This window comes from Aquabacterium sp. T101, from assembly GCF_057219775.1.
The window spans coordinates 19817-45876 of the sequence record NZ_JBXVVZ010000001.1; the positions used below are offsets into that span (position 1 = coordinate 19817).

Below are 26060 nucleotides of genomic sequence, written 5' to 3' on the forward strand. Positions count from 1 at the left end.
CGCGGATCAGGGGTCGGTGGGCGGCCGCAGGCAGGGCCGCCACACCGGCCAGGTGAGCGCCAGGGTGGCCAGGCCGCAGGCCGTGCTGATCACGATGGCGACCGGCGCGCCCAGGCGCTCGGCCAGCGCGCCCACCATCAGGAAGCCGATCGGCGCCATGCCGATGCACATCGTCAGCAGGCCCATCGCTTCCATGCGGCGCGGCGGCGGTGCCGCCACGTACACCAGCGTGGTCTGCATCACCGCGAAGCCGGCCTGGGCCATGCCCACCATCAGCAGCGCCGCGCCGGCGGCCACGGGGTTGGGAGCCCAGGCGAACAGCGGCAGCAGTCCGAAGAACAGCGTCACGCCGCCGACGTAGAACCAGCCGTAGTGCGCGCGCCGCGCCTGCGACGTGAGCACCAGGGCGCCGATCAGCGACCCCACGCCGTCCATGCTGGCCAGCGCGCCGGTGCCCTGCGCGCCCAGGCCGAACTGGTCCTTGGCGATCACCGGCACGAGGCTCAGCGCAGGCCAGCCGAACAGGTTGAACACCACCGTGATCCACAGCGCGGCGCGCAGCGGTGCGCTCTCGCGCGCGGTGCGCAGGCCCGTGGCCAGCATCGCCCACACGCCGCCCGCGGCGGGCCCCGCGGGATGGGTCGGGCGGGCGCGCAGGCCCAGGGCCGCCACCAGCACCGGCAGGTAGAGCAGGGCCGCGAACAGGAACACCGCGGGCATGCCGCCGCCGGCCAGCAGCAGGCCGCCGAGCCCGGGGCCGGCCAGACGGCAGCCGTTGGTGGCCACGGTGTCCATCGCCATCGCGCGGCCCATGCGCTGCGCGCCGGCGATGTCGCCCATGAAGCCGCGCCGCATCGGGTTGTCGGCGGCCCAGACCACGCCGCCGATGAAGCTGGCCAGCGCGAGGTGCCATACCTGCAGCGCACCGGCCGCCGACACGCCGAGCAGCACCAGGGTCATCGCGAGCATGACGGCATACGACACCACCAGCGCATTGCGGCGCGACACGCGCGAGGCCAGCGCGCCCATCGCCACGCCGAACAGCGCCATCGGCAGCATGCGCAGCAGCGTCATGCTGGTGACCCACATCGCCGAGCCGGTCTGCTGGTAGGTGAACACGCCGAACACCAGCCATTCCAGCCAGCGCACCAGCGACCCGAGCAGCCCGGCCACCCACAGGCGGCGGAAGTCGCGGTCGAGGTGGATCGGCGGCCCGGCGCCGTGCCGGTCGGTGTCGTCGCTCACCCGGCCGCCTGGCTCCAGGCGCCGCTGGCGCTGCGCAGCCGCTCGCTGAGGTGGCGCGCGAGGTTGCGGTGCACCTTGGCCGCCAGCGCCGGATGCTCGCGCTCGATGCGCGCCATCGCCGGCACCGACAGCGCATGCACGGTGCTGGGCATGTCGGCCTCGGCGTTGGCGGTGCGGCCGCCGCCGTCGAGCATGGCCATCTCGCCGAAGGTCATGCCGGGCGAGAAGCTCACGAAGCGCGGGCCGCGCGTGCGCCCGACCACGCTGATCGAGCCCTGCGTCAGCACGAACAGCGCGTCGCCGGGGTCGCCCTCGGCGAACACCAGTTCGCCCGCGGCCAGGCTGCGCGGCTGCATCGCCGCGGCGAGGTGCTGCGCCTCCTGCGCGTCGAGCCCCTCGAACAGCGACGAGGCCGACAGGTCGATCGGTTCGTGGTCGGCGCCGGCATGCTCGGCCTGCAGCAGCGCCTGCTCGGCATGCTCGGTGGCATGGTCGGCGTCGAGGAAGAGACGCCACGCGCCGGTGCCGTTGGCGTCGTCGCGCAGCACGCCGTGGGCGCGCAGGGCCAGGCCATGCCGGTTGCCCGGCGTCACGCCGGCCAGCAGCAGCGTCGTGCCGAGCGCGGCGAGCCGGTCGCGCAGCCGCGCCAGGCCGACCGCGCCCGACGCGTCGAGCGCGCTGATGCGGCGCAGGTCCAGCACCAGGAACGCGGCGCCGGCGGCGACGCGCTCGCTTTCCTCCTGCAGGCGGTCGACGTTGCCGAAGAACAGCGCGCCTTCGAGTTCCAGCACCTGCACCCGGTGGCGCAGCGGGGCCAGCCGGGCCTCGGCGGCGCGCCCGCGCACGCGCCGGCTCGGCATCCGGGCCGCGGTGTACCGGGCGCGCACCAGCGACCCATGCAGTGCGCGCACGAACAGCACCATCGCCAGCAGCACGCCCACGGCCACGCCGGTGACGAAGCCGGCCACCACGGTGACGGCACACACCACGGCCACCACCAGCAGGCTCCAGGTCAGCTCGCGCTGGGTGGGGTCGTCGTCGCCCTGGCGGCGATGGCGCCACCACTGGCGCAGCCGGTCGAGCGTCCAGTCGTCCACCAGGGTCCAGGCGAGCATGACCACGATGCCCGCCACCACCGCGGTGGGCAGCTGTTCCATCAGCGGCAGGCCGAGCGTGAACACCAGTGCGAGCAGCACGCAGCCGGCCACCACCGAGCGCCAGGTGCGTCCGCCGCCGGCGTGGGTGGCCAGGGCGCGCAGCCGCATGTACACCACCGGCAGGCCGCCGAGCGCGCCCATCAGCAGGTTCACTGCGCCCATCGACATCAGCAGGCGGTTGGGGTCGGTGCGCTGGCCGAGCTTCTGGTCGACCGCGGCGACGTTGAGCACGGTCTCCAGCGCGCCGATCAGTGCCAGCAGCAAGGCGGTGACGAGCACCGACGGCGCATGGCGCCACAGCAGGTCCGACTGCGCCGCGTCGAACCACGCGCCCAGCGTCTGCACGCTCGGCAGCTCGAACTGCAGCGCGCCGATGTGCACCAGCGGCGAGGTCACGCCACGCGTCTGCAGCCACGCTTCCAGGGCCAGCACGGCCATGGCGGCGACGACCAGCGCGATCAGCGGTGCCGGCGCGCCCGGCGCCAGGTGGCGCACCACCTGTACCAGCACGGCCGTGGCCAGCGCCGTGGCCAGCGCCGCCGCACTCGCCGGCCCGAGGCTGGCCAGGGCGGTGAGGCTGTCCGCCTGCACGCCCAGCAGCGGCGGCAGCTGCGACAGCACGATCAGCGCCGCCACGCCGTTCATGAAGCCCGCCAGCACCGGCTGCGGCACGTAGCGCACGAGCTGCCCGGCACGCAGCTGACCGAGCAGCAGGTAGCACACGCCGGCCAGCGCGGTGGTGGCGCCGCTGAGCGCCAGCAGCTGCGGCAGGGCCTGCGGCCCGCTGCGCAGGGCAGGGTCCTGCAGCCAGCCCAGCACGGCAGCCCCCAGGATCAGGCAGCTGCTGGCGCTGGGCGACGCCGACGCCAGGGCCATGCGGCCGAACAGCAGCAGGGCCAGGCCTCCGATCACCACCGCCTGCACCGACGCGGCCAGGCCCACCTGCGCCGCCGAAGGCCCCAGTGCGCCATAGACGATGAAGCCGTAGCTGAGCACGAACGGCAGCATGGCCGCCGTGGCGTTGAGCGCGCCGCGCAGTTCTGACGCCCAGCCAGACAACGGCACAAACGGGGACTGGCTGGGGAGGGCGGACATGCGGGCAGGCAGGGCGGCGGGCGGTACGACCAGGGGCGCCGCAGTTTAAGGGGCCGCCTCGAAACCGTTGCGCTCTACACGAAGCGGGCGATGCCCTCGACGTCTTCCGGAAACAGCTGCCCGGCTTCGCTCATGACGACGCGACCGTCGCGACCGATCACCACCGTGACCGGCAGTCCCCTGGGCTTGGGCAGGGCGCGGGCCAGCGCCGGCGACACCCAGGCGGAGGCGAACGTGTAGCCCTTGCGCGCGAGGTGGGCCGTGGCCTCCTGCGCGGTCTTGTCGATCGACAGCCCGATCACGCGCAGACCGCGTGCGGCCTGCGTGCGCGCGAGGTGGTCCACGTGCGGCGACTGCACCGCGCAGAACGGGCACCAGCTGGCCCACCAGTACAGCACCACCACCTGGCCGGCCAGGTCGGCGGGCCGAACGGTGCGGCCGTCCAGCAGCGGGAACTCCGGCAGCGACAGCCGCGAACCCACGGGCGGGGGTGGAAGGGGCTGGGCTTCGCCGGAGGGCGCGGCCGGGGCCTGCGCCCAGGCCGCGCCGCTGCCGGACAGGCCGATGGCGCCCAGCAGCAAGGCCCGCCGGGGTGTCGACGGGCACGTCGTGGGCGCGGCATGCGCAGGCGGTCTCATGTCGCGGATGATGGCACGCCGACCTCGATCCGGCGAGCGGGGCGTGACCTATGCGCGCGTCGGGTGGGCTGCTGCCGCCTCGTCGAAGGCCTTGATCGCGCTGGCGGCATACATTAGCGACGGTCCGCCGCCCATGTAGACGGCCACGCCGAGGGTCTCGTCCACTTCCTGCCGGGTGGCGCCCAGCTTGACCAGCGCCTGGGTGTGGAAGCCGATGCAGGGGTCACAGCGAACCGCGACGCTGAGCGCGAGTGCGATCAACTCCTTGGTCTTCTTGTCGAGCACGCCGTCCGCGGTGGCCGCTCGGCCGAGCTCGCCGAAAGCCTTCATCACTTCGGGCGTGCTGGCACGCAGGCCGGCCAGCTCCGCCGAAACCGCCTGTGTCAGGCTCTTGTACGAGTCGTTGGTCAGGGGCATGAACGGCCAGCTCAGCGCGGTTCGCCCTGGCCCGCCCGCGCTGCGTCGCCGCGGATCTGGCGCAGGAAGTAGAGCAGGTAGAACACGCCCATGCCGAGCGTGATGGCGATGACGGCCAGACTCATGATGCCGACGTCGGACGTGAACAGCTCCTTGAGTGCTTGCATGGCAGGCTTTCAGTGACTGTGGAGGCCCCATTGGGCGCCCGCGTCGTGGCGGCCGGCTTGCACTGCATCAATGTTGCGGTGCGCCGAGGTCCTCGAGCAACAGGGCGGCGCCCCGCTCGCCGATCATGATGCTGGCCGCGTTGGTGTTGGACGAGACGATGCGCGGCATCACCGACGCGTCGATCACCCTCAGGCCCTCGACACCCTGCACGCGCAGGCGGGCGTCGACGACGGCCCGGTCGTCGCTGCCCATGCGACAGGTGCTGGTGGGATGGAACACGGTGCCGCCGAAGTGGCGGGCGAAGGTCTCCAGGTCGGCGCTGCCGGGCAGCTTCTCCTCGACCCATCGGCCGGCGAAGGCCGGCTGCCGGTAGATGTCGCGGCAGATCTGCAGCCCCTCGACGAGGGTGCGAACGTCCTTCGCTTCGCGCAGGTAGTTGGAGACGATCTGCGGCGCCGCGGTCGGGTCCGCGCTGCGGATGCGCACCGAGCCTGTCGACTCCGGCCGGCACTGGCACACCGACACCGTGAAGCCCGGATAGCGGTGCAGGGGCGTGCCCGGCTTGTCGACCGACAGCGGCATGACATTGAACTGGATGTCGGCGCGGCCGCTGGTGGCCTGCGACGTGCACGCGAAGCCGCCGACCTGACCCGCTCCCACGGTGAGCGGGCCGCGTGCGTCCGCCGCCCACTGCCACGCCATCCGCGCCAGCCCGATCGGGCTGCGCACCTGGTTGTTCAGCGACACCGGGTCCTTCAGGCGCACGATCGTGCGTGCCTGGTAGTGGTCCTGCAGGTTGGCGCCCACCTCGGGGCTGTCGTGCCGCACCGCGATGCCGAGCCCGCGCAGGTGATCGGCCGGGCCGACGCCGGACAGCTGCAGGATCTGGGGCGTCTGAAGGCTGCCCGCGCACAGGATCAGGTCGGACTCGCAGCGCCATTCGGTGCGCTGCCCGTCGTGAAGGCACTCGATGCCCACGGCCCGGCTGCCGTCGAAGAGCACGCGGGTGACCAGCGCACCGGTGCGCAGCGACAGGCCCGGATGCCCGAGCACCGGCCTGAGGAACGCGGTGGCCGCGCTGGAACGCCAGCGGCCGCTCAGGGTGAGCTGATAGCGGCCGACCCCGAGCGACGAGGCCCCGTTGAAGTCGGCATTGGCCGGCAGGCCGAACTGGCGTGCGGCGTCCAGCCAGGCCAGGCAGCTCGGGTCGTCGTTGCGCAGCTCGCTGACGCCGAGTTCGCCTTCGGTGCCGTGGTAGTCGTCCGCCGGGCCGTCGAATCGTTCCGAGCGACGGAAGCAGGGCAGCACCTCGCGGTAGGACCAGCCGGTCGCGCCCGCATGCGCCCAGTCGTCATAGTCCTCGTGCTGCCCGCGGATGTAGAGCAGCCCGTTGATCGAGCTCGAACCGCCGAGGATGCGGCCGCGTGGCCAGACGATGCGCCGGTCACCGGTCTCGGCCTGGGGCTCGACGTCGAACTGGCGCGAGAAGCGCGGGTCGAAGATCGAGCGGAAGTAGCCCACCGGCAGGCGCAGCCAGAGCGAGCGGTCGGGCCCGCCGGCTTCCACCAGCAGCACGCGCCGGCCGGCACGCACCAGCCGGTTGGCCAGCACGCAGCCGGCCGACCCGGCGCCGACGACGATGTGGTCCCACGCCTGGCCGGCGCCCGCGGCCATGGCTCAGGTCTTGACGTTGTCGACCAGCAGCTTGGTGTCGAAGTACGTGCGGGCCGGCACCGGGTTCTGGATGCCGCCGAAGCGGACGTAGAAGTCCGTCACCTGCTGCAGCCAACCCAGGGCGGTGCCGTCCTGGTAGAGCTTGTGCCACTCGGCCGACGTGTAGTACTTGGATGCCTTGAACTGCTCCTGCAGTTCGGCCAGGGGCACCTGCGCGTAGTTCTTCTCCTGGATCACGGGCAGGATGTTGGCCGAGTCGCGGATGAGGTCGTCGTTGGACGCCGCCCAGCCCCGCACCACCTGCGCCAGGATCGCGCGGTTCTTCTCGTAGTAGTCGGCCCGCGTGGCCCAGCCGCCGACGATGGCCGACTTGGGGAAGTAGGCCGACGCGTCGACGAGCATCCGGGCCGTGGGCACGCGCTGGCGCACCTGGATGTTGAACGGCACCCACAGCGCCACGGCCGGCACGGCGCCGGAGATGAAGCTGGTCACCGCCACCGCCATGCCCTGGTTGACGAGTTCCACGTCCTTGGCCGGGTCCAGGCCGTTGGCGCGCAACGCGGCGTCCAGGAACACGTGCGCGGTGGTGCCCAGCGTGGTGGAGATCTTCTTGCCCTTCAGGTCGGCCCAGGTCTTCACGCCCTGGTCCTCGCGGATCCACAACTGCGCGGTGGCGAACTCGATGTTGTTGATCAGGAAGGCCTTGCCCTGGCCGCGCGCGGGGAAGTTGGAGATCACCGCGCCGGTGCTCAGCATGTCGAGGCTGCCGCCGATCATGGCGTTGAACAGATCCAGGCCGGTGTTGAACTTGACCGGGTCGAACTCCAGGCCTTCCTTGGCCCAGTGGCCTCGATGCATGCCGGTCCACAGCTGGCCGGTGACGGCGAGCGTGTCGACGTAGCCGATGCGGATGCGGGTGCGCTGCTGAGCGATCGCGGGGGCGCCGATGCCGGCCAGGCCGACGCTGGCCAGGCCGGCGGCCACGAGGGTCCGGCGGCGGGGGTGGAAGTTCCTGTCCATGGCTGTCTCCTGAGGACGTTTCAAGGGGCGGCGGATCCGAGCTTCTGCTGGGCCTCGTACTCCGCCATGACGAGGTCGCGAACGTGGGCCTTGAGGGCCCCGAACTCCGGGGTTTCGTGCAGGCCCTCGTGGCGCGGATAGCCGAAGGGCACTTCGATGACTTCCTTGATGCGCGCCGGGCGCGCCGTGACCACGACGATGCGCGACGCGAGGTACACGGCCTCGTCCACCGAGTGCGTGATCATCACCACCGTCTTGCCCTCGCGTTCGAGCACTTCCAGCAGCAGGTTCTGCATCTTGGAGCGCGTCTGCGCGTCCAGGGCGCCGAAGGGCTCGTCCATCAGCAGGAACTCGGGCTGGGCGGCGTAGGCACGGGCGATGGCCAGGCGCTGGCGCATGCCCCCCGACAGGGTCTTCGGGAACGCCCGCGCGAAGTCGCCCAGACCCATCAGGTCGAGGTAGCGGCGGCAGATCTCCGGGTGCTGCGACGAGGGCACCTTGCTGCTGCGCAGGCGCAGACCGAACAGGATGTTCTGTTCCACCGTGAGCCAGGGGAAGACGCCGTACTCCTGGAAGATCACGCCACGGTCGCGGCCCGGACCGGTGATGGGGCGGCCGTCCAGCGCGACGCTGCCGGCCGTGGGCTGCACGAAGCCGGCCACGATGTTCATCAGGGTCGTCTTGCCGCAGCCCGAGGGGCCGACGATGCAGATGAAGTCCTTCTCGCGCACGCTGAAGGACACGTCGTCAACGACGCGCAGCGGCCCCTGGTCGGTGGGGAAGTCGACCGAGACGTGGTCGAAGACGATGCGGGTGGTGTCCATCGGTGCCGGCCTCAGTGGCCCTCGACCCGGTCCTGCCAGCGGATCAGCCGGCGGGTCAGGGCGCGCAAGGCGAGGTCCATGCTCAGCGCGACCGCGCCGATGCAGACGATGCCGACGTAGATGACGTCGATCTGGAAGAACGATCCGGCGCTCTGGATCAGCGCGCCCAGGCCGTGTTGCGCCGCGACCAGTTCCGACGCCACCAGCGTGGCCCAGGCCACGCCCAGCGCGACCCGCAGCGCGGTGAGGATGTGCGGCGTGGTCATCGGCACGATCACGCGCACGAAGATCTCGGCATCGTTGGCGCCCAGGGTGCGGGCCACCTTGATGAAGATCGGGCTGATCTGCGCCACGCCCTCGTACATGACGATCACGCCGGCGAAGAAGCTCGCGTAGAAGAGGATGATGACCTTGGCCGGCTCGTCGATGCCGAAGTACACCACCACGAGCGGGATCAGCGCGATCGGCGGCAGCGCCCGGAAGAAGTTGATCAGCGGGTCGAGGAAGGTCCTCACGCCCTTGTACCAGCCGATCAGGAAGCCCACCGGCACCGCCACCAGGATGCCCAGCGCGACGCCGATCGTGACGCGCTGCGTCGAGCGCAGGATGTCGATGGCCAGGCGGTCGGTGGTGAGCAGCTGCCACAGCTTCGTGGCCACCTGCCATGGCGTGGGCATCAGGCCGGCGTTGACCAGCCCCGACACCGCCACCGCGTGCCACAGCAGCACGAGGATGCACCAGGGCAGCAGGACCAGGCCCAGATGACGCAGGCGAGCGGCGATGGGGGACTCCGACCGGTTGATGTTTCTCGGAGACTAGATACTATTGTTGGAACTTTAAAGTTCATCCCAGGTTTTCCCGATGACCGTGCTGGATCCGGCCGATCCCGTGCCCCGCTATGCGAGGCTGGCGCAGCTGCTGCGCCAGCGCATCGAGAAGGGCCAGTGGAAGCCCGGCGAACGCCTGCCGCGGCTCGAGGACCTGATGACCGAGTTCGACGTGGCGCGCGTCACCGCCCGGCAGGCCGTGGGCATCCTGGCGCGCGAAGGGTGGGTCGACGTCGGGCGCGGCCGCGGCACGCTGGTGCGCGACCGCGCCGCCGCGGGGCGCACGCTGCGCCTGGAGACCTCGCTCGCGGCGTTGGCCGAGGCCTACCGCAGCGACAAGCCGACCCTGAGCCTGATCGACGAACGCCGCACCGAGCCGCCGCAGGCGGCCCGCGAGTGGGGCACGCCGGCGGCGGCCTACCGTCACCTGCGGCGCGTCCACTCGCGCGACGGCGAGCCCTACTGCGTGATCTCGATCCACCTCGACGAGCAGATCTTCCGGCTCGCCCCGAAGCGCTTCCGCAAGGAGACGATCATCCCGGTGCTGGTGGAGCTGCCGCAGGTGAAGATCGCCCATGCGCACCAGACCCTGCGCATCTCGGCGGCCGACGTCGAGACGGCGCGCCTGCTCGGCATGCCCGTGAACTCCGCCGTGGCCGAGGTGGTGCGCGTGTTCCGCGACGCCGACCAGCGCGTGGTTTACGTGGCCGAGATCGCCTACCGGGCGGACTTCATCCGCTTCCAGATGGACCTCAAGGTCTGAGCGAGGCCCGCTGATCCCCACCATGCCGCGCATCGCATTGACGGTTCATCCGCACGACAACGTCGCCACCTTGCTGGACTCCCGGGTCGACGATCCGGTCACGCGCGACGGGCTGCCATTGCTGGCCGCGGTGCCCTTCGGCCACAAGGTGGCCCTGCGGCCCATCGACCAAGGCGAGGCGGTGGTCAAGTACGGTGTCGCGATCGGCGTGGCCACCGAGCCGATCCCGGCCGGAGCCCATGTGCATGTCCACAACTGCCGTTGACGACTCGACGTTCCACGGCTACGTCCGCAGCGACGGGCGCGTGGGCGTGCGCAACCACCTGGCGCTGGTGTCCACGGTGGCCCTGACCAACCGCACGGCCGAACTGGCTGCCGCCCAGCACGACGCCCGCCGCGAGCCGGGCGATGCGCCCGCGCTGCTGGTGCGCGGTGAGTTCCAGCGCGGGCTGCAGGCGCCCGACGCGCGCCTGCTGGATCAGGTGCTTGCGCAGCTGGCGACACATCCGAACGTCGGCGCCGCGGTGGTGCTGTGCCACGACCGTCGCGCTGCGCGCGCCTGGCAGGAGCGGCTGGCCGGATGCGGCCGGCCGGTCGAGGTGCTCGCGCTGATGGACAGCCTGGGCGTGCAGCGCGCGATCGACCGCACTGCCGAAGCGCTGGCGCGGGCGGCGCTGGCTCTGCGCGGGGCGCAACGCGTGCTCTGCCCGCTGTCGTCGCTGACCTTCGCCCTCGAGTGCGGCGGCTCGGACGCTTCCAGTGCGGTGTGCGCCAACCCCGCCATCGGCCGCTTCGTCGACCGGGCGGTGGCGCTGGGGGCACGGGTCATCGTGTCGGAGACAGCCGAGTTCATCGGCGGCGAGGCCGTGGTGCGCGCCCAGTCGGCCCGGCCCGAGGTGGCCGAGGCGATCGTCAGGTGCATCGCCGCCACCGAGGCGCGCATGGCGGGCGACGGTGACCACTATCGCGGCGTCAACCCCACGGCGGAGAACATCGACGCGGGCCTGACGACGCTGGTGGAAAAGACCATGGGCGCCGTGTGCAAGATCGGCGATGCTCGCTTCGTCGGCTGCCTGGACTTCGGCGAGTGCCCCGCGCAGCCGGGCCTGCACTTCATGGACACGCCGTTCTTCAGTCCCTGCTCGATCACCGGCATGGTGGCCGCCGGTGCGCAGCTCACGCTGTTCGCGATGGGTGTGTTCAATCCTTCCGGCAATCCGCTGGCGCCCACGGTGAAGGTGTGCGGCAACCCGGACACCCTGCGCGACTGGCCGGATGGCATCGACGTGGCGCTGGCCGACCTGATCGAAGGCCGCATCTCGCTCGACACGGCGGCCGACCGCCTTGGCGGGGTCGTCCGGCGCGTCGCAGACGGCGCAGCAACGCACACCGAACGCTGGGGCGAGGGTCAGTTCATCGTGCCGCGCATGCTGCCGACGTTCTGACCGCGGGGCTAGGCCACACGCCCGTACCAGCGCAGCGACAGTCCCGCGCCCGTGGCCAGCACGCAGGCCGCCAGCAGGCACAGCAGCGCGGTCAGTTCGGTGTCGCGCTGGCTCACCTGCAGCCGCGAGCCCAGCTTCTGGTAGACCGTGCGCAGCGCCTCGGCGCTGGCGGCATGGTGGTACTCGCCGCCGGTGATCTGCGCCACCAGGCGCAGCGTGGGCTCGTCGAGCTGCAGGAACATGCCCATGCCTTCGCCCATGGCGGCATGGCCGTCCGGCGTGCCCAGGCCCACCACGTAGATGCGCACGCCGCGGTCGGCGGCCAGCTTCGCGGCCTCCAGCGTGTCCACGCCCACGGTGCGACGGCCGTCGCTGAGCAGGATGATCGCGGCCGACTCAAACGACCCGGGCGGCACCGGCGCGATCTCCTTCGGCGGCGGCTTGCCCTTGCCGGCCTTGTCGTCCAGGCCGCGCGGCAGGCCGCGTGCGCCGAAGGTCATTTCGCCCACGTCCAGGCCGTGGTCGGGGAACAGCTCGGCCAGGCTGACCACGATCGCGTTGCCGATGGCGGTGCCGTACTGCATCTGGATCGCGTCGATGGCGCCGACGAGCGCGGGGCGGTCGACGGTGGCGCGCTGCGCCACCTGGGCGGTGCCCGCGAAGGTGACGAGGCCGACCTCGATGTGCCGCGGCACCTCGGCCAGGAAGGCCTTGGCCGCCGCCTGCGCGGCCACCATCCGGCTGGGCTGCACGTCGCCCACGCGCATGCTGCGCGAGATGTCCATCGCCAGCAGGATGGTCGACCGGGACCAGGGCAGCGCCACCGGCGCCGTCGGCCGCGCCAGGGCCAGCAGCACCAGCGCCAGGGCGGTCAGGAACAGGGCGGGGGGCACATGCCGCTGCCAGCGCGGGCCGCCGCCCACGACGCGCAGCGCCGGCAGCGGCGGCGTCGACGCGCGGCGCTGCATGCGCCGCCGGTACAGCAGCGCCAACAGCGGCAGCAACGCCAGGCACCACAGCAACTCGGGCCAGAGGAACTGCATGGCGGGCGGCGTGGGCCGGCAGGTTCAGGGAGCGCGGCCGTCCGCCAGCGCCTGCACCGTGTCGCGGATCAGGTGACCGGAGATGCTGAACCGCGGCGGGATCGAGGGCAAGGCGTCGAGCGCGAACCAGCGCGCGTCCTCGATCTCGCCTTCCTGCGGCACGATGTCGCCGCCGCTCCAGCGCGCGGTGAAGGCCACCATGAGGCTGTGGGGGAAGGGCCAGCTCTGGCTGCCGTTGTAGCGCAGGCCGTCGACCTGCACGCCGACCTCCTCGGCCGTCTCGCGCACGACGCACTGCTCGATCGTCTCGCCGGCCTCGACGAAGCCGGCCAGGGCGCTGTAGACCCCCGGCGGGAAGCGTGGCGAGCGCGCGAGCAGCACCTCGCCGGGCCGCCACACCAGCACCATCATCGCCGGCGTGACGCGCGGGTAGGCCAGGTGCCCGCACGCCGGGCAGCGCCGCGCGCGCTCGTGGCCGACGGTGTCGGTGGCCGTGCCGCACACGCCGCAGAAGCGGTGCGTGCGGTCCCATTCGACGAGCTGTGCCGCGCGCGACGCCAGGCCCATGTGCGGGGCCGGCATGGCCATCATGGCGCTGCGCAACGGCACGCGGCGCCAGCCCGGCGGCTCGGCGTCGAGGCCCAGCGCCCAGGCATCGAGCCCGCCCAGGCGGCCGAGGTAGTGGCGCACGGCGGCTTCGGGCAGTGCGCTGGGCGACGGCAGGTCCTCGCCGTCGCGCAGCAGCAGCTGGCCTTCGACGAAGGCGAAGGTCCACGCCAGTTCGGTGTGCGTACCGGGGTGGACGACGGCCGGTTCGTAGATCACGGGTGCAGTCTACGGCCAGCGTGTGTCAGTCGTCGCCGAGCCGCAGCGTGCCGGGCTTGCGGCGCTCGATCGCCCACTTGAGCAGGGCCGCCGACCGGTAGGCCGCGTGGGCGAACTTGCCGTACGGCAGCGTCAGGAACAGGGCCATCACGCCGCCCAGGTGCAGGCACAGCACCACGGTCATGGCGGCGGACGCATGCAGGAAGGGCAGGGCCAGGCCGGTGGCGGCGATCCACAGCAGCAGGCCGATGAAGCCGAGGTCCATCGGCCGCTGCGACGGGTCGCGCTGCAGCGCGTGGCGGCGCAGGCTCAGCGCCAGCAGCCCCGCGCTGCCGATCAGCAGCGCCGTGCCGCCGACCATGCCGAGCAGCTTGGGCAGGGTGTCGAAGGCATAGGGGGCCGGGCGCGCCAGCAGGTAGTGGTACAGCGTGGCCACGGCCGTGGACAGGAAGCAGAGGCCGAAGCCGTAGAACGCGAGGTGATGGAAGCGGCGGCGCGACAGCGTGAAGCGGTCGCTGTCCTCGTTGCAGCCGTCGCCGTGGCCGCCGTCCAGGTAGCGCAGCGTCAGCGCGTCGTGCGCCGCCTGCGCGGCGGCGGGCGCGCTGACCGGGCCGTCCCCGGCCACGCGCCAGAAGCGCGCCACGCCGACGGCCAGGGCCACCATCGCAAAGGCGAACACCGGCAGGAACATCGCGACCATCGTGCCGTGCGGGAACACCGCATAGAACGCCGACGGGTCGCGCACCGGGGCGTACAGGCTGCCCGTGGCCGCGGCCGCGAGCGCCAGGAACAGCGTCAGTGCCAGTGCCAGCACCACGGCCACCACCAGGCCGTTGCGGCGGTACAGGCCGCCCAGCGCGGCAGGCCAGGCGTAGGTGGCATAGGTGTTCACGCGCACGCGCGACATCGCCTGCGGCACGTTGACGGCGAACGCGTGCGGCGGGGCGTACTGGCAGGCGTGCAGGCAGGCGCCGCACTGGTGGCACAGGTTGGCCAGGTAGTGCACGTCGGCACGCGGGAACTCGAGCCGGCGCGTCATGGCCGGGAACACGGCACAGAAGCCTTCGCAGTAGCGGCAGGCATTGCAGATCTGCAGCACGCGGGCGACCTCGGCTTCCGCCGCGTCGGCGTTCTGCGGCGGCCGCTCGTTGGCGCCGAGGGCGGCGGCCTCGCGCGTCAGGGCCTCAAGCGACGGCATGGTCGGTCTGCGCGTGTTGCGCCGGGTCGGGGTGGCGCAGGCCGAGTGCGGCTGCCGCCTGCACGCCGGCGATGCGGCCGAAGGCGGTGCCGATGGACATGCCCACGCCCGCGGTGTAGCCCTGGCCGAGCACGTTGCCCGCCATCATCTCGCCGGCCACGAAGAGGTTGCGGCTCGGCCGGCCGCCGAAGTGCACGCGCGCGCGGGTGTCGGTCTTCAGGCCCAGGTAGGTGAAGGTGACGCCCGGCCGCACCGCGTAGCCGAAGAACGGCGGGGTGTCGATCGGCCGGGCCCAGTGCGTCTTGGCCGGCTCCAGGCCCTGGGTGCGGCAGTCGTCGAGCGTGGTGTGGTCGAAGGTGCCGGGCCGGCAGGCCGCGTTGTAGGCCTGCACCGTCTGCACGAAGCGGGCTTCGTCCAGGTTGAGGGCGCGGGCCAGGGTCGGCAGGGTGTCGGCGCGCACGCCGGGAAACACCGGCGGCATGAAGCGGCCCACGGCCTTGGCGTCGATCACCGAGTAGGCGATCTGCTCCGGCTGGCGGGCCACGAGGCGGCCCCAGATGGCATAGCGCTTGGGCCAGAAGTCCTCGCCCTCGTCGTAGAAGCGCACCGCGTCGCGGTTGACCACGATGCCGAGCGAGACGCAGTCGATGCGCGTGCAGATGCCGCCGTCGTACAGCGGCGCGCGCGCGTCGATGGCCACCATGTGCGCCTGCGTCGGGTCGCCCACGGCGTCGGCACCGGCGTCGAGCATGAAGCGCAGCAGCTCCCCGGTGTTGAAGCGCGTGCCGCGGATCAGGAAATTGTCGGCCGGGCTGCGGCCCTGCGCGTCGACGCCCCAGGCCTCGCGCAGCCACGGAATGTTCGACTCGAAGCCGCCGGCGGCCAGCACGCAGCTGCGCGCCGCGATCTCCTCGGTGCCCACCCGGGCTGCGACGAAGTCGCCGTCGTGCAGGCGCAGGCCGTGCACCGGGCTGTCGTAGCGCACCTGCACGCCCAGCGCCTCGGCGCTGCGGTAGTAGGCATTGACCAGGGCCTTGCCGCCGCCCATGAAGAACGCATTGGTGCGCGCGGTGTGCAGCGCGCCCGACAGCGACGGCTGGAAGCGCACGCCGTGGCGTCGCATCCAGGGCCGGCAGGTCGAGGACGCCCGGATCACCAGGCGCGCGAGGGCCTCGTCCGTGCGGCCGCCGGTCACCTTGAGCAGGTCCTGCCAGAACTCCTCTTCCGGATAGGCGTCCACCAGCACGTCCTGCGGTGCGTCGTGCATGCAGCGCAGGTTGCGCGTGTGCTGCGAGTTGCCGCCGCGCCATTCGCGCGGCGAGCTTTCCAGCAGCAGCACGCTGGCGCCGGCCTCGCGCGCCATCAGCGCGGCGCACAGGGCGGCATTGCCGCCGCCAATGACGAGCACGTCGATCAAGCGTGTCCTCCGCGACCCGGGGCGTTGGCCCCGGCACGACTGTAGCGCCGCCCGCGGGGCGGTCCCGGCCCGGTCTAGCGGAACAGCGCGTCCGCCAGGAACACGAGGCTGCGGCCCAGCGCCCGCGCCGCGCTGGCGGGATGGTAGGTCTGCCGAGCCCAGCAGTTGAAGCCGTGTTCCGCGCCGGGATAGTCGTGGAACTGCGCCTGCGCCCCGGCCGGCGCGCCGGCCATCGCCTGCTTCACTGCGGCGACGGCCTCGGGCGGGATGCTCGCGTCATGCCCGGCATGGTGGAACTGCACCGGGCAGCGGATCGACGCGGCCAGGTCGAGTTGCTTCGCGATGCCGCCGCCGTAGTAGCAGACCGCGGCGTCGACGTCGCAGGTGGCCGCGGCGGTGAACGCCAGCCGGCCGCCCATGCAGTAGCCGATGGCGCCCACCGGCCCCGTGCACTGCGGCAGCGCGCGCAGCGCCGACACGCTGGCGCGCAGGTCGGCCACGGCGTCGTCGCGCGTCACGGTCTGCATCAGCGCGATGCCGCGGTCGCGCTCGGCGCCCACGTAGCCGAGCTGCACGCGGCGCTCCTGGCGCCAGAACAGGTCCGGCGCGAGCACGCAAAAGCCCGCCAGCGCCCACTGGTCGGCCACGCCGCGGATGTGCTCGTTGACGCCGAAGATCTCCTGCAGCAGCAGCAGCCCCGGCCCGCGGCCGGCCGGCGGCAGGGCGAGGTAGGCGTCCATGCGGTCAGGGCCGACGGCGACGCTGATCCAGTCGGTGCGCAGGGGCGAGGGTGGGGTGGTGGTCATGGGGCAGGGCCGTCGGCGGGGATGCGTGGCATTGTGCGTTCATCCTGCAGCCGCCGGAACCTCGTTCAGGAGGCGGACGGCACCGACAGCGCCACTCAGGCGTCGCGCGCCGTGGAGACCAGCACATCGGTGCTGCCCTCGGCCAGCACATGCTTGCTGACGCTGCCCAGCAGGAGATCCTCGGTGGCCGACTGGCCATGCTTGCCGAGCACGACGAGATCGCAGTCCTTCTCCTGCTCGTGCTCGACGATCCGCTGCGACGCCTCGCCTTCGACGACGCAGGGTTCCCACTCGCCAGGCTTCAGGCCGCTCGCGGCAGCCAGCGCGTGCACGCGCCGGGTGGCATCGGCGTGAGCCTGCCGCCGGTAGGTGTCGATGGTTGCGGCATCGACTCCGGCGAAGTGCAGCTTCTCCTCGAACGGCACCTGGTAGGCATTGAAGAGCATCAGCTTCCCCTGGGGTGCCAGCCGCCGCGCCAGCGTGACGGCCTGCGGGGACCAGGGTGAGAAGTCCAGGGCGACCAGCACCCGTCGGTAGGGTTCGTGCGGTGTCTGTCGAACCACCAGCAGGGGCCGCGTGGTGCGTCGGAGCAGCCGCTCGGACGTGCTGCCGAGCACCATGCGGCGCAGGAAGCCGGCCCCTCGGGCACCCAGCACCAGCAAGGCGGCATCCATCGCCTCGGCCTCCCGGCGGATCTCGTCCAGCACGGACCCGCTGGCTTGCACCACCTGCGGGCTCACCTGCCGGCGCGTCTGCAGCTCCGAAAGCAGGGCGACCAGCTCGCGATGCGCTTCGTCGTGCAGCCGCTGTTCCACCGAATGACCGGTGCCCAGCCAATGGCGAAGCTCCTGCAGCGCGTCACCCGGCAGCACATGCATCAGCGTCAGTGGGGCACCGGTTTCCTGCGCCACGAGCGCGGCACGTTCAGCAGCGTGGCGGGCCGGGGCCGAGAAGTCGGTGGCGGCGAGGATCGGGCCGAGACGGCTCATGGGGCCTCCTTGTCGGACGTGGTTCGTGCGGATCGCATCAGTTCGCTGAGATGCTCGACGGCAAAGTCCACCGCGTTGCGCACAGGGTAGAGCACGATCGGGACTCCGGCTCGCTTGAGAGCAGCCCCTGTGGCGTCGTCGCGCGCAACGATGGCCAGGTCACCGCTGTAGCCGCGCGAGGTGAGGGCGTGCAGCAAGTGCCGGTTGGAGTCCAGGTCCGGCATGGTGCTCACGACCCAGGGCGTTCGGGACAGGGGCAGCGACTCAAGGAACTCGGGGTCCTGTGCGTCACCGAAGCGAACATCCAGTGCGCCGGGTGCCGGCGCCCGCACGACCTCGGGGTCGAAGTCCACACCGAGCACACGCACGCCTTCGTCCTGCAGCTTGTGCGCCAGTCGCCGCCCGTAGCGGCCCAGGCCGATGACGATGGCGTCGGGACCGGGTGCGTCGGCTGGCGCGTCAAGCGCTTCGCGGTGGGGCTGACGGCGCTCGAAGATGCGCAACCATGGCGCCAACCGCTCGTACAGCGGCTGTGCATACAGGATCATGTAGGTGGACGCCGTGATCGTCACCAGCCCCACCAGCGTGGTCAGGCTCAGAGCCTGCACGCCCACATGACCTAGCGTGATGCCCATGGCCACGAAGACGATGGAGAACTCGCTGATCTGTGCCACCGTCAGGCCGGCCATGAAGCTCGTGCGCCGACGGTAGCCCATGCCGCCCATGATGATCATGACGATCAGCGGGTTGCCTATCAGCACGAACAGCGACAGCACGATGGCGGGCACCACCTCGGCACCCAGGGCCGAGAGCTCGAGCTTGGCGCCCAGGTCGATGAAGAAGAACAGCAGCAGGAAGTCGCGGATGCCGGTCAGCCGCGCATTCATCGCTTCGCGATACGGCGTGGAGGCCAGCGAGAAGCCAGCCAGGAACGCGCCCGCCTCCTTGCTGAAGCCGGCCCACTCGCCCAGGGCGGCGAGCGCCACGCCCCAGGCAACGGCGAACACCAGCAGCAGTTCCTGCGAGCGCGCCATGGCCGAGACGATCGCCGGCAACACCCAGCGCATGAGCACGAACATCGCCATGGCGGCTGCGCCCAGGCGCCAGCCCAGGGACATCAGGATGTCCAGCCAGTCCGCGCTGTCCGCGCCGGCGTCACCGGCGCCCGTTCCGCGCAGCGCACTCATGGCCATCATCGCGATGACGACCGCCAGGTCCTGGACGATCAGGAAGCCCACCGCGATGCGGCCGTGCAGGCTGTCGAGTTCGCGCTTGTCCGACAGCAGCTTGACGATGATGATGGTGCTGGAGAACGTCAGCGCCACGGCCACGTACAGAGCCTCCAGCGGACCTTTGCCCAGCGCGAGGATCAGCGCAAAGCCGATCACGATGGTGAATGTGAGCTGCCCCAGACCGGTGGCGAGCGCCACCGGGCCGATGTGGCGCACATGGTGCAGGTCGAGCTTCAGGCCCACGGCGAAGAGCAGGACCGCCACGCCGATCTGGGCGAGCAGGTCGATCTGGTCGTGCGCCGTCACGAGCCCGAAGCCGGCGGGACCCACCGCGATGCCCACGACGATGTAGGCAATCAGCACCGGCTGGCGCAGGCGCACGAACATGGCGCCGGCCAGCGCGCAGACCAGCAGCAGCAATGCGAATTCGGAGAACGGTCCGTGCATGAGAGTGTGGTGGGCGTTCGTGCTTGCGGGCGCTCAGACCTCGCCCAGGTAGACCAGCGCCGCGTTGACGACATACGTCGCGGCCAGACCGACACTGATCCAGCTGACCGTTCGCAAGGTACGCCCCTGCGGTCGCATCAGCAGGCCGATGATCACGAGCCCCGTCATGACCAGGGCGGTGACGGCGGTGCCGGTGTGCACGGCCGCGGCATCGGCAAGCAACGGGCCACGGACGTAGAACGCATCGTCCACCGCCAGGATCGCGACGTTGAAGAGGTTGCTGCCCAGCAGGTTGCCTATCGCCATGTCCAGCGCGCCAAGTCGCAGGGCGCCGAGCGTCACGGCCATCTCCGGCAGCGTGGTCACGACGGCCATCAGGACAGTGCCGACGAAGCTGCGCGACAGGCCGAGCGACGTGGCCAGCCCGTCGGCCGCCTGGGGCAGCCAGCTGCCGGCGGCCACCACGACCAGCGCAGCGACGCCGAATCGTCGCCACTCGCGGCGGGTCGCCCCGGCCGGTGCGGGTGGGCGTGTTGCCTCGGCGACCCGCGCCCGGCGCTCGTGCGCATGCACTGCCTTGAGCGCCAGCAGGTACAGCGCCAGCAGCAGTGGGCTGTAGACACCGACATGCAGCACGGCTGGCGCGCGGGTGCCGGTGAGCAGGCTCAGGGCGACCAGGCCCAGCATCACGACGCCGAAGCCGGCCGACAGCAGATGCGTCGCGCTGGCCTCGCGGTACATCGGCTGCCGGCGCTGCAGCGCGTCGACGACGACCAGGAACAGCAGGTTGACAACGCAGGCTCCGAGCGCATTGCCCACGGCCAGGTTGGGGGCGTCGACGAAGGCCACCGCGCTGATCCCCGAGGCCAGTTCGGGCAGCGAGGTCACGGTGGCCAGCAGCGCAAGGCCGACCCAGCCACGCCCCCAGCCATGGGCGTCGGCCAGCGCATCGGCGCTGCGGCTGAGCACGTAGCCCGCCCGTGCGATCAGGGCGGCGCAGCCGGCGAACTGGAGCAGCAGCCAGGCCAGGCTCACGGGCGGCTCCTGCGCGCCGTGCGAACCCAGAGCTTGCGTGCCTCTTCCGCCCACAGCACGACGCTCGCCAGTGCCAGCAGCGGCAGCAGCGAATGCAGCGGCAGCGGCACGGTGTGGAACAGCGCGTTCATCGGCGGCGCGTAGATCACCACGGTCTGCAGCAGCACCGACAGCGTGAGCCCGCCCAGCAGCCACCGGTTGCGCACGATGCGCAGGCCGAGTGCCGAGGCGCGCGCCGACTGGCAGTTGAGCACGTTGAACCACTGGCACATCGCGAGCACGGTGAAGGTCTCGGTGCGCACGATGTCCAAGGCTGCGCCCTGGCCGAGCCGCCAGGCGAACCAGCCGAAGGTGACGCCCGCGATCAACGGCGTCATCAGCGTGACGCGCTTGAGCAGCTCGGCGCCGAGCAGGCGGTCGTTGCGAGGCACCGGCGCGCGGCGCATCTCGTCGCCGTCCGCCGGGTCCATCACCAGGTTCACCGTCACCGTGCCCTCGGTGACGATGTTGATCCACAGGATCTGCACCGCCGCCAGCGGCAGCGGAAAGCCGCCCAGCAGCGCCAGCAGAAGCACCAGCACCTCGGCCATCGAGGTGGCGAAGAGGTAGAGGATCACTTTCTTCAGGTTGGCGTAGACCACGCGTCCCTGCTGGACGGCGCCGACGATGGTGGAGAAGTTGTCGTCGGTGATGACGATCTTGGCGGCGCTCTTGGCGACCTCGGTGCCCGTGATGCCCATCGCCACGCCGACGTCGGCCCGCGCCAGCGCCGGCGCGTCGTTGACGCCGTCGCCGGTCATCGCGACCACCTCGCCGCGCGACTGCAGCGCCTCGACGATGCGCAGCTTCTGCGCCGGCTGGACGCGGGCGAAGACGGCGATCCGCGGCAGCTCGTCGCGAAGGTCGGCCTCGCCCATGCGCTCGAGCTCGGCGCCGTCGACGGCACGTTCGCCGTCGCGCGCGATGCCGAGTTCGCGCGCGATGGCCAGGCCGGTGAGCTTGTGGTCGCCCGTCACCATGATCGGACGGATGCCGGCAGCACGGCATTCGGCGACCGAACGCCGGACCTCTTCGCGCGGCGGGTCGATCTGCCCCACCAGGCCGAGCAGTCGAACCCGCCCGACCAGGGCATCGAAGCCGGCGGACGGATCGAGCCTGTCGTCGTCCACGGTGGCAAAGGCCAGCACGCGCAGCGCCTGCATGGCCATGCTCTCGGCGGCGCTGCGCGCCGCCTGCAGTGCCGTGGCGTCTGCGCCCGGACACAGGCGCAGCACGGCTTCCGGGGCGCCCTTGATCCACACGCGGCGGGGCGCGTCGGCCATGCGGTGCCGTGTCGCCATCAGCTTGGTGTCGCTGTCGAAGGGCAACTCGGCCTCGCGCGGCGCGTCACGGCGCAGACCCTCGATCGCGAGGCCGGTCTTGCGTGCCAGCACCAGCAGCGCTCCCTCGGTCGGATCGCCCAGCACCGACCAGCCCGCGCGTCCATCCTCCGGTGGCAGCAGTTGGGCGTCGTTGCACAGCGCAGCGGCCACGCACAGGTCGCGCAGCGCCGGGTCGGCTGCGTCCGCGGGCCGTGCTTCTTCGGTCAGGCTGCCTTCGGGCACGTACCCGATGCCGCCGACGGCGATCTCCCGGCCACCCGGCAGCCACAGCGCCACCGCCGTCATCTCGTTGCGGGTGAGGGTGCCGGTCTTGTCGCTGCAGATGACGGTGGTGGAGCCCAGCGTCTCCACCGCCGAGAGCCGGCGGATGATCGCCCCGCGCTCGGCCATGCGCTGCATGCCGACCGCCAGCGCGATCGTCATCGCCACCGGCAGGCCCTCGGGCACCATCGAGACCATCTGGCTGATGGCCACCATCAGCACCTCTGACAGCGGCAGCTGGCGCCAAAGGCCCAGCAGCACCACCATCACGAACAGGCACAGCGCCGCCACGACCAGCGCTCGACCGAACTGTTCGAGCCGCAGCTCCAGCGGCGTCCTGGGCTCCTCGGCTCGTTCGGTCAACCCCGCGATGCGACCGACCTCGGTGTGGACGCCGGTGGCGACGACGACGGCACGCGCTCGTCCGGCGGTGACGTGGGTGCCCGAGTACACCATGCAGTGGCGGTCGGCCAACCCGGTGGCCTCCGGCACCTCCAGCACCGACTTCGAGACCGGCACCGACTCCCCGGTGAGTGCGGCTTCGGCCACCTGCAGTTGGGCCGCTTCGACCAGGCGTGCATCGGCAGCGACCGCGTCGCCTGCGGCGAGCAGCACGATGTCCCCGGGCACCAGCTCGCGTGCCTCGATGACCCGTTCACCATCGTCGCGCTGTACCCGTACGTGCAGCGCCGACAGCCGCCGCAGGGCGGCCATCGACCGCTCGGCGCGTCCCTCCTGGAAACTGCCGATAAGGGCGTTGACCAGCACCACAGCGAGGATGACCCCGGCATCGCCGTAGTGTCCGAGCGCCACCGCCAGCACCGCGGCGACGAACAGGATGTAGATCAGCGGGCTCCTGAACTGCCGTGCGAAGGTCTGCCAGAACGGCTTGGGAGGCACCTCGGGCAGAGCGTTGGGGCCATGCCGAGCCTGGGCGTCGCGTATCGCGGCGGCATCGAGGCCGCGCTGCGGGTCGAGCTCGAAGTGGCGAAGCAGATGCTCGATCGACTGGGCGTGCCAGACGGGCTGCAGGGCGTCGGACTTCTTGTCCGTCATCCGCCGCACTCCCGGATGGCCCTGGTGCAGTCCGTCGACGGCAGACGATGGACGGAGGACCGACACCGCGTGCTCGGGTGGCCCGCGCAGACGGGCCGCCGCGAGCGAGAGGTCCTGGTCATCGTGGTCTCCTCCATCCGCAAGAGATGGAGACGACAGCGTGGCGCTCGGTTCCCCGCCTGCAGTTGACGGAGATCAACGTTCGGGGCGGGCCCTCACGAGCCGGCTCCACGTGAGGCCGCGACGGGGGCGCGACGCCGGGGCCTAGTCGCTGCTGCGTTCGGTGGTCGGCGCCCGCGACGACCCCAGCTCATGCAGGCCCAGCGCCCAGGCCTGCCACTGCGCCGCGTGGTCGCGCGTGGCCCGGGACGCGTCGGCCGCGATGTGCGCCATCGTCGTGGCGACGATGCCGCGGATGTGATCGGCCTGCTGCTGCTGGCTGGCATGGGCCGCCACGTCGGCGAGCGCCTTGAGGTTGTCGGCCCTGGCGTCCTGGCCGTTGGCCAGGACAGCGGCCTGCTCGGCCGGGGATGCGTGAAGGTCTTGGGTCATGGTGTCGCCTCGGTGAAGTCGTGTGGAAGGGCCGCCAGGTGACGGTATGGGCGACGCAGGGTCGGGAAAAGCGAGAGGCCCGCAGCGCTCTCGCGTTGCGGGCCTCTTCGGGACTTCGGAATTTGGCTCCCCGACCTGGGCTCGAACCAGGGACCTACGGATTAACAGTCCGGCGCTCTACCGACTGAGCTATCGGGGAATAGCCGCGCATTATAGCTGGCGTTCCAGGGTCGCCTTTCCGGGGGCTAGATCTGGAACTGGGCGGTCAATCGCAGGCTTCTCGGCGCCAGGGGGTACAGGTAGGCGTGGCCGAACTCGTAGGGGGCCTCGCGCCAGGCGCGGCGGTCGGTGGCGTTGTCGATCGCGGCGCGCCAGGTCACGCGCGTGGCGCCCCAGCGCTGCTCGGCGCGCACGCCGAGGTCGAGGCGGGTCCAGCCGGGGATCGACGCGCTGTGATCGGGCAGGGCGGCGCGCGGGCCCTCGTGCACCAGCGCGGCCAGCAGCTGCAGGTCGTCGCCGAGAGAGCGCTGCAGTTCGGCGCGCAGGCTGCGCGAGGGCACGTTCACGGGGGCCAGGCCGTTGAGCGCGGGGTCGGCTGCGCCTTCGCGGCGCGCATGCAGCGCCATCGCGCTGCCCTGCAATCGCCACGGGCCGCTGCGCCAGCCCAGGGCCAGCTCCAGCCCGCGGTGGCGCGCGCTGCCGTCGGTGGTGCGGGTGCAGCTCGCGTCCACGTCACAGGTGCCGCTGTCGCCGGTGTAGGGCCGCGTGATCGAGAACAGCGTGGCGGCCAGGTCCAGAGCGCCCTGTGCATGGCGCAGGCCCAGCTCGGCCTGGCGGCTCTTCAGGGCGGGCAGCGGCCGGCCCGCGTTGGTGTAGAGCGGCAGGTCGGGTGCCACCTCGGTCTCCACACCTTGGCCCCAGCTGGCGTAGACATGAGTCCGGTCGGCCAGGCGCCAGCCCAGCGCCAGCCAGGGCGTGGTGAAGTCCTGCCGCGCCTCGCGGTCCAGTCGCGTGTGGCGCAGGCCGAACCACAGCGTCGCGGCGCTCCACGCGCCGCCCGGCTGCACGCGGTCGCGCAGGTAGAACTCGGTGCTGCGCTCGCGGCGGCCGCCGGCGTCGGACAACGGCAGCGGTGCCGCGGGCAGCGCGACGCTGCCGTCCACCCGGCCCACGCCGGCGTAGTTGAACGCCTGCGGCGGCAGCGTGGCCGAAAAGCGGGTGGCCAGCACGCCGGCGCTCAGGTGATGCATCGCGCCGGCCGCCTGCAGCCGGCCGCTGAGCTGGGCGTCGACGGCGTCGCTGCGCCGGCGCTCGCCGTCGGAGCGGTAGTCGTACACGTCCATCGTGCCGTCGCTGCAGTAGCGGTCGAAGTTGCCGTCCGCGCTGCAGCCGTAGTTGAACGCGATGCGGTCGTCGCTGCGCAGGCGCTGCGCCATCGCATGCACGCGGGCGGTCCAGCCGTCGGCCAGCGGCTGCGTCCAGCGCAGCGACGCGATGCGCCCGTCCATCACCACGGGCAGCGACCAGGGCTGGTTGTTGAGGTTCAGGCGCGGGTCCACCCGGCGCGCGTCGGGCACCACGCTGCCCAGCAGGCTGAAGCCCGACTGGCTGGGCTGGCGCTGGTGCGACACCTCGGCCTCGGCCTCGAGCAGCGCACCGCCGGGCAGGCGGGTGTCTGCGGCCAGGGCGAGCATCCAGCGCTCGCCCTTGGCGTCGCGCAGCGCCGGGGACAGGCGCTCGTGCATCGCGTTGACGCGCAGGCCCGGGCCGCTGGCCGCGTCGCCCAGGCGCCGGCTCCAGTCGGCGGCCACGAGCACGCCGCCATGGTCGCGCACGGACAGCTGGCCCGCAGCCAGCGCCGCCACCGGGCGCTTGACCACCAGGTTCACCAGGCCACCGGGGGCGCTGGTGCCGGCCTGCATGCCGCTGGTGCCCTTGAGCACCTCGAGACGGTCCTTGTTGTCGAGCAGCAGCGCGGTCTCGGCGTTGATCGGCAGGCCGTCGCGTCGGTAGTTGGCGCGGTTGTCGAGGCGGAAGCCCCGCACCGACAGCTGGCTCCAGTAGCCCTCGGCGTTGTAGGCGTCGGACACGCCGGCGTCGATGCGCGCCAGCTCGGCCAGGCTGCGCACGCCGCGGTCGCGCAGCACGGCGTCGTCCACGGTGCGCACGGACAGCGGCGCGGCCTGCGCGTCGATGCCGGGGCCGAAGCCGGCCACGTCGGGCAGCGCGGGCTCGCTGCGCCCGGTGATCACGATGCGCTGCGGGTCGGCCGTCTGCGCGTGGGTGCCCAGCGCGGCCAGAGCCAGCGCCACGGGCGTCAGGGTGTGTCGGAATGCCATCGTCGTCCTTGCGTTGAAGCGGGCGACCCATGGCAGGTCGGCTGCGCGGACAACGGAAAGCGGCGGTGGCGTGCTTTGCGGTTCGGCATGCTTCCCTGCGCGAGGATTACCTCAGTCAGGTTCGAAGGGTTTTTCTCAGCCGGGGCCCTTGCGGGCCGCCAGCACCCCTAGCGGAGCCACGGCACCGTGCCGTGGCGAGACGGAT

General features: G+C 71.8%; 23 protein-coding genes, 1 tRNA gene and 1 riboswitch. Of the genes, 3 read left to right on the forward strand and 21 right to left on the reverse strand.

Annotation, left to right across the window (positions count from 1 at the left end; genetic code table 11):
- Positions 1–6: 6 nt before the first annotated feature.
- From AC2EAQ_RS00105 to AC2EAQ_RS00145, 9 genes are all read right to left on the reverse strand, one after another.
- Positions 7–1245 carry an MFS transporter gene (locus AC2EAQ_RS00105; RefSeq protein ID WP_484639632.1) on the reverse strand — a complete coding sequence of 413 codons (1239 nt, stop codon included), beginning with the start codon at positions 1243–1245 and terminating at the stop codon, positions 7–9.
- On the reverse strand, positions 1242–3497 hold the full coding sequence (locus tag AC2EAQ_RS00110) for an SLC26A/SulP transporter family protein (RefSeq protein WP_484639633.1): 2256 nt from the start codon (positions 3495–3497) through the stop codon (positions 1242–1244). The genes AC2EAQ_RS00105 and AC2EAQ_RS00110 overlap by 4 nt, the downstream gene beginning before the upstream one ends.
- A gap of 74 nt (positions 3498–3571) precedes the next feature.
- The gene (locus AC2EAQ_RS00115; protein WP_484639634.1) at positions 3572–4135 is read right to left on the reverse strand and encodes a TlpA family protein disulfide reductase; all 564 of its coding nucleotides are present in this window, start codon (positions 4133–4135) and stop codon (positions 3572–3574) included.
- A gap of 48 nt (positions 4136–4183) precedes the next feature.
- Positions 4184–4552: a carboxymuconolactone decarboxylase family protein gene (locus AC2EAQ_RS00120; RefSeq protein WP_484639635.1), complete on the reverse strand. Its 369-nt coding sequence runs from the start codon at positions 4550–4552 to the stop codon at positions 4184–4186.
- An 11-nt stretch (positions 4553–4563) separates the two neighbouring features.
- A complete protein-coding gene (locus AC2EAQ_RS00125) occupies positions 4564–4719 on the reverse strand; it encodes a DUF3149 domain-containing protein (protein WP_484639636.1) in 156 nt (51 codons plus the stop codon).
- 67 nt (positions 4720–4786) lie between these two features.
- The gene (locus AC2EAQ_RS00130) at positions 4787–6394 is read right to left on the reverse strand and encodes a GMC family oxidoreductase (protein ID WP_484639637.1); all 1608 of its coding nucleotides are present in this window, start codon (positions 6392–6394) and stop codon (positions 4787–4789) included.
- 3 nt (positions 6395–6397) lie between these two features.
- A complete protein-coding gene (locus AC2EAQ_RS00135; protein WP_484639638.1) occupies positions 6398–7414 on the reverse strand; it encodes an ABC transporter substrate-binding protein in 1017 nt (338 codons plus the stop codon).
- A 20-nt stretch (positions 7415–7434) separates the two neighbouring features.
- On the reverse strand, positions 7435–8238 hold the full coding sequence (locus AC2EAQ_RS00140) for an ABC transporter ATP-binding protein (protein ID WP_484639639.1): 804 nt from the start codon (positions 8236–8238) through the stop codon (positions 7435–7437).
- Positions 8239–8249: 11 nt separating this feature from the next.
- Positions 8250–8966 (reverse strand): ABC transporter permease, encoded by a 717-nt coding sequence (locus AC2EAQ_RS00145; protein WP_484639640.1) that lies wholly within the window; start codon positions 8964–8966, stop codon positions 8250–8252.
- A gap of 133 nt (positions 8967–9099) precedes the next feature.
- Here AC2EAQ_RS00145 and AC2EAQ_RS00150 point away from each other — a divergent pair, with 133 nt between their 5' ends.
- From AC2EAQ_RS00150 to AC2EAQ_RS00160, 3 genes are read left to right on the forward strand one after another with little or no spacing between them, the layout of a single operon-like run.
- Entirely contained in the window at positions 9100–9828 is a 729-nt protein-coding gene (locus tag AC2EAQ_RS00150; protein ID WP_484639641.1) for a GntR family transcriptional regulator, read from the forward strand.
- A gap of 22 nt (positions 9829–9850) precedes the next feature.
- Positions 9851–10093, forward strand: coding sequence for a UxaA family hydrolase (locus AC2EAQ_RS00155; RefSeq protein ID WP_484639642.1), 243 nt, complete (start codon positions 9851–9853; stop codon positions 10091–10093).
- The gene (locus tag AC2EAQ_RS00160) at positions 10074–11273 is read left to right on the forward strand and encodes a UxaA family hydrolase (RefSeq protein ID WP_484639643.1); all 1200 of its coding nucleotides are present in this window, start codon (positions 10074–10076) and stop codon (positions 11271–11273) included. Before AC2EAQ_RS00155 ends, AC2EAQ_RS00160 begins: the two co-directional genes overlap by 20 nt.
- Positions 11274–11281: 8 nt before the next feature.
- Here the strand turns inward: AC2EAQ_RS00160 and AC2EAQ_RS00165 are convergent, their stop codons facing one another.
- From AC2EAQ_RS00165 to AC2EAQ_RS00220, 12 genes are all read right to left on the reverse strand, one after another.
- Complete coding sequence (locus AC2EAQ_RS00165; protein WP_484639644.1) at positions 11282–12316, reverse strand: VWA domain-containing protein; 1035 nt, start codon at positions 12314–12316, stop codon at positions 11282–11284.
- A gap of 24 nt (positions 12317–12340) precedes the next feature.
- Entirely contained in the window at positions 12341–13141 is an 801-nt protein-coding gene (nudC, locus tag AC2EAQ_RS00170) for an NAD(+) diphosphatase (RefSeq protein WP_484639645.1), read from the reverse strand.
- A gap of 25 nt (positions 13142–13166) precedes the next feature.
- Positions 13167–14339, reverse strand: a complete 1173-nt coding sequence (tcuB, locus tag AC2EAQ_RS00175) for a tricarballylate utilization 4Fe-4S protein TcuB (RefSeq protein WP_484639646.1) — start codon at positions 14337–14339, stop codon at positions 13167–13169.
- The gene (tcuA, locus tag AC2EAQ_RS00180; RefSeq protein ID WP_484639647.1) at positions 14326–15756 is read right to left on the reverse strand and encodes an FAD-dependent tricarballylate dehydrogenase TcuA; all 1431 of its coding nucleotides are present in this window, start codon (positions 15754–15756) and stop codon (positions 14326–14328) included. The genes tcuB and tcuA overlap by 14 nt, the downstream gene beginning before the upstream one ends.
- 74 nt (positions 15757–15830) lie before the next feature.
- Positions 15831–16538 (reverse strand): dienelactone hydrolase family protein, encoded by a 708-nt coding sequence (locus AC2EAQ_RS00185; protein WP_484641126.1) that lies wholly within the window; start codon positions 16536–16538, stop codon positions 15831–15833.
- A gap of 119 nt (positions 16539–16657) precedes the next feature.
- Positions 16658–17551 carry a universal stress protein gene (locus tag AC2EAQ_RS00190; protein WP_484639648.1) on the reverse strand — a complete coding sequence of 298 codons (894 nt, stop codon included), beginning with the start codon at positions 17549–17551 and terminating at the stop codon, positions 16658–16660.
- A complete protein-coding gene (locus AC2EAQ_RS00195; RefSeq protein WP_484639649.1) occupies positions 17548–19230 on the reverse strand; it encodes a cation:proton antiporter in 1683 nt (560 codons plus the stop codon). The genes AC2EAQ_RS00190 and AC2EAQ_RS00195 overlap by 4 nt, the downstream gene beginning before the upstream one ends.
- A gap of 33 nt (positions 19231–19263) precedes the next feature.
- Positions 19264–20265 (reverse strand): sodium:calcium antiporter, encoded by a 1002-nt coding sequence (locus AC2EAQ_RS00200; RefSeq protein ID WP_484639650.1) that lies wholly within the window; start codon positions 20263–20265, stop codon positions 19264–19266.
- Positions 20262–22964 carry a cation-translocating P-type ATPase gene (locus AC2EAQ_RS00205; protein WP_484639651.1) on the reverse strand — a complete coding sequence of 901 codons (2703 nt, stop codon included), beginning with the start codon at positions 22962–22964 and terminating at the stop codon, positions 20262–20264. Before AC2EAQ_RS00205 ends, AC2EAQ_RS00200 begins: the two co-directional genes overlap by 4 nt.
- A gap of 264 nt (positions 22965–23228) precedes the next feature.
- Positions 23229–23516, reverse strand: a complete 288-nt coding sequence (locus AC2EAQ_RS00210) for a hypothetical protein (RefSeq protein WP_484639652.1) — start codon at positions 23514–23516, stop codon at positions 23229–23231.
- A 123-nt stretch (positions 23517–23639) separates the two neighbouring features.
- Positions 23640–23715 (reverse strand) — tRNA-Asn (locus tag AC2EAQ_RS00215).
- A 46-nt stretch (positions 23716–23761) separates the two neighbouring features.
- Positions 23762–25855: a TonB-dependent siderophore receptor gene (locus AC2EAQ_RS00220; RefSeq protein WP_484639653.1), complete on the reverse strand. Its 2094-nt coding sequence runs from the start codon at positions 25853–25855 to the stop codon at positions 23762–23764.
- A gap of 75 nt (positions 25856–25930) precedes the next feature.
- A riboswitch (TPP riboswitch) is annotated at positions 25931–26034 on the reverse strand.
- Between the last annotated feature and the right edge of the window lie 26 nt (positions 26035–26060).

Excerpts from the sequence above, each read along its gene's own strand:
- AC2EAQ_RS00110 (WP_484639633.1), bottom strand. The coding sequence starts at position 3,497 with ATGTCCGCCCTCCCCAGCCAGTCCCCGTTTGTGCCGTTGTCTGGCTGG.
- AC2EAQ_RS00115 (WP_484639634.1), bottom strand. The coding sequence starts at position 4,135 with ATGAGACCGCCTGCGCATGCCGCGCCCACGACGTGCCCGTCGACACCC.
- AC2EAQ_RS00120 (WP_484639635.1), bottom strand. The coding sequence starts at position 4,552 with ATGCCCCTGACCAACGACTCGTACAAGAGCCTGACACAGGCGGTTTCG.
- AC2EAQ_RS00125 (WP_484639636.1), bottom strand. The coding sequence starts at position 4,719 with ATGCAAGCACTCAAGGAGCTGTTCACGTCCGACGTCGGCATCATGAGT.
- AC2EAQ_RS00130 (WP_484639637.1), bottom strand. The coding sequence starts at position 6,394 with ATGGCCGCGGGCGCCGGCCAGGCGTGGGACCACATCGTCGTCGGCGCC.
- AC2EAQ_RS00135 (WP_484639638.1), bottom strand. The coding sequence starts at position 7,414 with ATGGACAGGAACTTCCACCCCCGCCGCCGGACCCTCGTGGCCGCCGGC.
- AC2EAQ_RS00140 (WP_484639639.1), bottom strand. The coding sequence starts at position 8,238 with ATGGACACCACCCGCATCGTCTTCGACCACGTCTCGGTCGACTTCCCC.
- AC2EAQ_RS00150 (WP_484639641.1), top strand. The coding sequence starts at position 9,100 with ATGACCGTGCTGGATCCGGCCGATCCCGTGCCCCGCTATGCGAGGCTG.
- AC2EAQ_RS00155 (WP_484639642.1), top strand. The coding sequence starts at position 9,851 with ATGCCGCGCATCGCATTGACGGTTCATCCGCACGACAACGTCGCCACC.
- AC2EAQ_RS00160 (WP_484639643.1), top strand. The coding sequence starts at position 10,074 with ATGTCCACAACTGCCGTTGACGACTCGACGTTCCACGGCTACGTCCGC.
- AC2EAQ_RS00165 (WP_484639644.1), bottom strand. The coding sequence starts at position 12,316 with ATGCAGTTCCTCTGGCCCGAGTTGCTGTGGTGCCTGGCGTTGCTGCCG.
- tcuB (WP_484639646.1), bottom strand. The coding sequence starts at position 14,339 with ATGCCGTCGCTTGAGGCCCTGACGCGCGAGGCCGCCGCCCTCGGCGCC.
- AC2EAQ_RS00190 (WP_484639648.1), bottom strand. The coding sequence starts at position 17,551 with ATGAGCCGTCTCGGCCCGATCCTCGCCGCCACCGACTTCTCGGCCCCG.
- AC2EAQ_RS00195 (WP_484639649.1), bottom strand. The coding sequence starts at position 19,230 with ATGCACGGACCGTTCTCCGAATTCGCATTGCTGCTGCTGGTCTGCGCG.
- AC2EAQ_RS00205 (WP_484639651.1), bottom strand. The coding sequence starts at position 22,964 with ATGACGGACAAGAAGTCCGACGCCCTGCAGCCCGTCTGGCACGCCCAG.
- AC2EAQ_RS00210 (WP_484639652.1), bottom strand. The coding sequence starts at position 23,516 with ATGACCCAAGACCTTCACGCATCCCCGGCCGAGCAGGCCGCTGTCCTG.
- AC2EAQ_RS00220 (WP_484639653.1), bottom strand. The coding sequence starts at position 25,855 with ATGGCATTCCGACACACCCTGACGCCCGTGGCGCTGGCTCTGGCCGCG.